The sequence below is a fragment of the Bavariicoccus seileri WCC 4188 genome, from assembly GCF_000421665.1.
Lineage (GTDB): Bacteria > Bacillota > Bacilli > Lactobacillales > Aerococcaceae > Bavariicoccus > Bavariicoccus seileri.
Genome location: NZ_ATXL01000075.1, coordinates 1 through 5,345, shown reverse-complemented (window position 1 = coordinate 5,345; position 5,345 = coordinate 1). Strand labels below are relative to the sequence as shown.

Annotated in this window: 5 protein-coding genes and 1 riboswitch; of the genes, 3 read left to right on the top strand and 2 right to left on the bottom strand. The window is 34.5% G+C overall.

The window, feature by feature from the left end:
* The coding region (locus H541_RS0110415; protein WP_022797228.1) for a glucosaminidase domain-containing protein at positions 1-824 on the bottom strand (824 nt) is incomplete at its 3' end.
* Positions 825-1,658: 834 nt separating this feature from the next.
* On the opposite strand from H541_RS0110415, the gene H541_RS13465 reads away from it, so the two are divergent.
* The gene (locus H541_RS13465) at positions 1,659-2,129 is read left to right on the top strand and encodes a phosphatase PAP2 family protein (protein ID WP_022797227.1); all 471 of its coding nucleotides are present in this window, start codon (positions 1,659-1,661) and stop codon (positions 2,127-2,129) included.
* 53 nt (positions 2,130-2,182) lie between these two features.
* A complete protein-coding gene (mnmM, locus tag H541_RS0110405; RefSeq protein ID WP_022797226.1) occupies positions 2,183-2,737 on the top strand; it encodes a tRNA 5-(aminomethyl)-2-thiouridylate-methyltransferase MnmM in 555 nt (184 codons plus the stop codon).
* A gap of 176 nt (positions 2,738-2,913) precedes the next feature.
* On the opposite strand, the gene metK is transcribed toward mnmM, so the two are convergent.
* Positions 2,914-4,062 (bottom strand): methionine adenosyltransferase, encoded by a 1,149-nt coding sequence (metK, locus tag H541_RS0110400; RefSeq protein ID WP_022797225.1) that lies wholly within the window; start codon positions 4,060-4,062, stop codon positions 2,914-2,916.
* Positions 4,060-4,144: riboswitch (SMK box riboswitch) on the bottom strand. Its footprint overlaps the gene before it by 3 nt.
* 119 nt (positions 4,145-4,263) lie before the next feature.
* On the opposite strand from metK, the gene H541_RS0110395 reads away from it, so the two are divergent.
* Positions 4,264-5,034 (top strand): hypothetical protein, encoded by a 771-nt coding sequence (locus H541_RS0110395; RefSeq protein ID WP_022797224.1) that lies wholly within the window; start codon positions 4,264-4,266, stop codon positions 5,032-5,034.
* Positions 5,035-5,345: the final 311 nt, after the last annotated feature.

The following is a 5,345-nucleotide window of genomic DNA, read 5'->3' as shown; positions in this document are numbered from 1 at the left end:
TTAAATCCATTAGCAGCTAAGATTTGATCAACTGCCACTCCTGTCTTACGTTCAATAGCGTAGAAACCATCGCCCTTAACTACTTTATAGGTTCCACTATTAGAAGTTGCAGTATTGTTTGATCCGCTATTGTCAGTATATGTTGGTGTGTAATCACCATCAAAATCAGTTAGATTGTTAGATTCAATAATTGTGTTTAATTTACTCGTATAGGAGGTATCAGTCGCATAATTAGCATCATATAGTGCTTTGGTTGCGTCTTGGTAAGTTTTAGTGTTCTCACGTCTTACACCAGCATAATTATTGTAGCGCCATTGATCTTTTCCATTATCACCTGTTAAAAAATTAGCATAATCTGTCAATGACTCTTTATAAGACGGATATACTCTAAAACCATCGACGATCGTATAGTAATTACCAGTCCCATCATCTTCTAGTGTATTCATATCAACACTATCCTCGCCGGGACGAGCTTTTATACCAAATAAGTTGTTGTATGGGTCTTTAGAGAGTTTACTAGTTCCCCATCCACTTTCCAAAACAGCTTGTGCTAGCATAACAGAGGTATATAACCCCTTATCATTTGCAATATTTTGAGCATCAGGTAATAGTTTATTTAAAAAATCATTTGAATGATATCTAGTTTTTGATTGTGATGTTGAATTAGCGGCTAAAATAATCGAACCACTAGTTAAAACAGAATTTAATGCCACACCAACTGAAAGCATCGCAACACCCTTGGTTGCGGTCTTACGCAATTCATTATAATGACGTTTTTTTTCTGCTTCTTTTTTCTCTTTTATTCGTTCGCTTCTTTTTTTCAAAAACTGTCCCTCCCAAACTTAGAGCTCTACTCCTGTTATCTCAATAATTATATCGTTATTGTAGATAAATTGGACATTGAATTGTCTTATTTATCTTACTTGTAACCTTAGTAACATGTTTGTAACATTTCTGACGTCTAACTAAAACAATAATGTTACATCAATTTTGTCATAAGTTTTTATTCTGCTATAAATGTCAATGGTAACATTTTTTTCTTTTCTCAGCTGTTTGAAATACGACTCTTCTTGCTGATGACTTCTTTAACAAGCGATTTAAGGCGTGCTTACTTATTATTTCAGTTTTGACTACTAGCTGGTAATTGATTTATTTATTCAGGGCATTGGATGTGTTCACACAGTGGTCGATTATTTGCTACAACTATAGTGATTACTTAGCTATTGGACTGTGTTATATCACATAAAATGCTCAGTGATTTGTATTAAGTAGTGTATAATGAAATGTATTAGTATGTACTTGTATGTCTGTATCAGCTGGTATTAACATAATACTTTTAGTGAGGTGATTGGGTGTTAAAATCACGTTTTCTAAATTATTTAACTGTTCTAGCGTTATGTCTTTTCCTATGGTGGACCTATTTTATTTGGAGTGATAATACTATCCTCATTTCAATCGATAACACTATTATGCATTTTTTTGCCAATAATACGATAGATCAGTCCATTAGCACTAATCAGTTCTTCGATCATTTTCTTTATTATCTATTTTATTTAGTCACTATGTTAGGTGACCCGATTGTCATCTGGGTATTGATTCTGCTATTTTTCTTAAGTGACTGTTACTTCGAAAGTAAACCTCTGTTAGGAGTATGGTTAGTGTTTAATTACCTACTTGGTGCAGCTGTTATCAATTATGGTGTGAAACAATTTTTCACCAGGGAAAGACCTACTTTACATAGACTTATCCCTATTGGAGGCTACAGTTATCCAAGTGGTCACAGTATGGGTTCCTTCATTTTTTATTTGGGACTTTATATTGCGATTAACTCATTACACCACAAATTGATAGCTAAAAAACGGTTATCTTCTGTAGATGATAACGATTCCCCTTTTTCTAACGGAAACACATTTGTCGTAATCTTCCTCAGGAAGATTGGCTATCTGATGACTACTCGCTTCACCTTTCCACTGATATTACTACTCATTGCCCTCATCGGCTTTAGTCGTTTATATTTAGGCGTTCACTATTTTTCCGATGTTATTGGTGGGTTTATTTTAGGAACGTTTTGGTTAAGCCTTTGGGTAAGACTATTGCCTACCGCTCAAACGACCTTTAAAGGGCGCTAGTTATTAAACTTTAATACAGAAATAGTTGAATACAGAAATATGTGGAGGAAGTTATGAAAAAAATCAACCCTTTATCACTAAGTCACCTTATACTAAAGAATCAAATAAAACCTGGAGATACGGTAGTTGATGCAACCGTCGGAAATGGTCATGATACGCTTTTTCTGGCTCAACTCGTCAAAACAGGTAAAGTTATTGGATTTGATATCCAGGAAAATGCCCTTAAAAAGGCACAAGCTCTTCTAGATGAAAACTTACGAGACGCTAGCAATGTTCATCTTATTCAATCTAGCCATGAAAATATTAGTGACTATATAAAAACAGAAATTACTGCTGTTATATACAATCTAGGCTATCTTCCTGGTGGAGATCATTCCATCATTACAAAATTCGAACCGCTTGTAAGAAGTTTAATCTCAGCTATTCAATTATTAAAACCAAAAGGGATTGTAAGTATTATGTCCTATCGCGGGCATACTGGTAACGAATATAGTCAATTATTATCTTATGTGACTCATCTAAAACAAGATCAGATTGATGTTTACCAAGTGTCAGCTTTGAATCAAAAAGGGCTACCTGCTGAGCTATTTATACTTCAAAAGAAATAAGATAGTAAACTCAAGCTGTTATCTTCTAACCAAAAATATATAGCCGATAAAAATGAGATAATCAAAAATGAAATAAAAAAGAACTGAAAAAAAACCAGAAAAAAAAGAACTGCGATAAAAAAATGATCACAGTTCTTATTAGTAGTAGTAAATGATAAATTGGGGATAGATTTCACTCACAATGATTGAATCGTTTTTACCAACTCATCAACTTTATCTGTTTTTTCCCAGGTGAATTCTGGCAGATTTCTACCAAAATGACCATAGGCAGCAGTTTTCTTATAGATTGCTCGTCTCAAGTCCAAAGTGTTGATAATACCACTTGGAGTGAGATTGAAGATTTTTCGCACAGCTTTTTCAAGTTTAGACTCACTAATCTTTCCGGTATTAAAAGTGTCTATTCGCAATGACACTGGCTCGGCTACTCCAATCGCATACGACAGTTGCACTTCACACTTGTCAGCTAATTTAGCGGCCACAATGTTTTTGGCTATATAACGGGCAGCGTAGCTAGCTGAACGATCTACCTTGGTTGCATCTTTCCCAGAAAAAGCTCCTCCACCATGTCGTCCCATTCCTCCATAAGTATCGACTATTATCTTTCGCCCTGTTAACCCTGAATCACCTTTAGGACCGCCAATAACAAATTTACCTGTAGGATTGATATATATTTTCGTGCTTCCATCTATTAAGTGCTCAGGTACTACAACCTTTATGACTTTTTCTTTCAGGTCTTTTTTGATTGTATCTTGAGATACTCCTTCATCATGTTGTGTACTAATGACAATAGTATCTACTCTTTTAATATGGTCATTTTCATCATACTCAACAGTTACCTGAACTTTGCCATCAGGTCCTAGATAATCTATTACATGACTCTTTCTGACATCAGCCAATTTTTGCGCAAGTTTATGGCTCAGTCCGAGTGCTAATGGTATTAATTCTGGAGTTTCATTAGTAGCATAACCAAACATTGAACCTTGGTCACCGGCGCCATTGACATCGACTCCTTGAGCGATATCTGGCGATTGCTCGTCTAACGAAGTTAACACTGCAATGCTATTTCCATCAAACCCATATTTTGGATCATCATAGCCAATTGAATTTACTGTATCCCGTACTATTGCTTGGAGATCCACATAAGCTTTGGTGGTGACTTCACCTACTAATATCACAAGTCCTGTATTAACAACTGTCTCACAAGCAACTCTAGAATAAGGATCTTGCTCAAGCATTGCATCCAACACTGAATCACTGATTTGATCAGCAACTTTATCGGGATGGCCCTCAGTAACTGATTCTGATGTAAATAATTTTCTTTCCATAAATATTTCCCCCTTAAATTTTTGGGTTACAAGGCATCTTCTATTTCTAGAATCCTATCGGGAAATGCGATTAATAACCATTAGCAAATATACACTAGTTCAGCAAAAAATGAAAGGATAAATCGATTTGACTACTAAAAGTTCTTGAACAATCGTCTGTAGTAACTTATGATTTTAATTAGAACATTAACGAGGTGCAATATGACAAACTATGCAAATAAAACAAGAACTATCTTATTTCAGCCCATCATACATTTTTTTCTTTATCCATTAACTTTCATCCTTTTTTCTTTAATGCTGACTTTACGGTTAGGTGTTGCTGACTGGAAAGGATTCTTTTTGACCTACCTCTATGGTTTAGCATTTTTTATGACGGATAGATATCTTAAAAAGGTTAAACAGCTCAGTGATGTTTATAAATCTGTCCCTCTGATCGTAATGCTAGTTATATTACTGCTAATAAGTATTTTGCTTGGTTTAAATCAAAGCTGGCAATTTATGGCACTTCTTCTATTAAATGGTGTTTTTCTTATCGGTCAACTCTATTTTGAGATACTCTTACAAATCAATCAATTTTTGATTGTTATTATTCGCTCCATCTATTACGGCCTAATTTTTAACCTAATGCTGTTTTATTATTCTAGTGGTTTTATTTACAAGAATATGGTAGTTCTTCTAATGCCAATCATACTTTTTCAACTATTTTACCAACTTCAACCGTCAATCTTAAAACTGAATAAAATCATTTATATTCTCTTAAATAGTGTTCCATATTCTTGTGCTATAATCCTTGTAACTGTTGGATTATATCGAGTGATGCTCATTCCTTTAGTTTTGTTCTTTTGGGGAGTTGTCATAGTTGGACAATCAAAGATATTACCTAGTCTGTCACTACATAATTATCAAGTTTCAGTCATGTACCAACTGTTATTGTTGTCAATTTTCCAATCGGCCCTCTTAGCATTACAGTGACTAAATAATTCAATTTATATTATAGCTAAACGACCATAAATACTCTCTTAATAGTTACTATTTAGTGAGGCTTAACTGAACTGCAACTCGAATCGAGTTGCAGTTTTTTTAGTGGTTTCATCTGTTTTATGTAAGCGGGAAGTAATCAGGTATATTCCTAAATAGCTAACCTCCGGTTATTCTTAAGACACTAAAGAATAATTGGAGGTTTCATTATGGCTAAAATTCAGGATATCGTTCCAGTGAACATCAAATCGGATCAGGTAAAGCAACAGACGTCTGGAAAATCACATTCAATTAAACCTAAAATT

What these genes read in the sequence shown, in the direction of transcription:
- mnmM (WP_022797226.1), top strand. Translation starts at nt 2,183, where the DNA reads ATGAAAAAAATCAACCCTTTATCACTAAGTCACCTTATACTAAAGAAT.
- metK (WP_022797225.1), bottom strand. Translation starts at nt 4,062, where the DNA reads ATGGAAAGAAAATTATTTACATCAGAATCAGTTACTGAGGGCCATCCC.
- H541_RS0110395 (WP_022797224.1), top strand. Translation starts at nt 4,264, where the DNA reads ATGACAAACTATGCAAATAAAACAAGAACTATCTTATTTCAGCCCATC.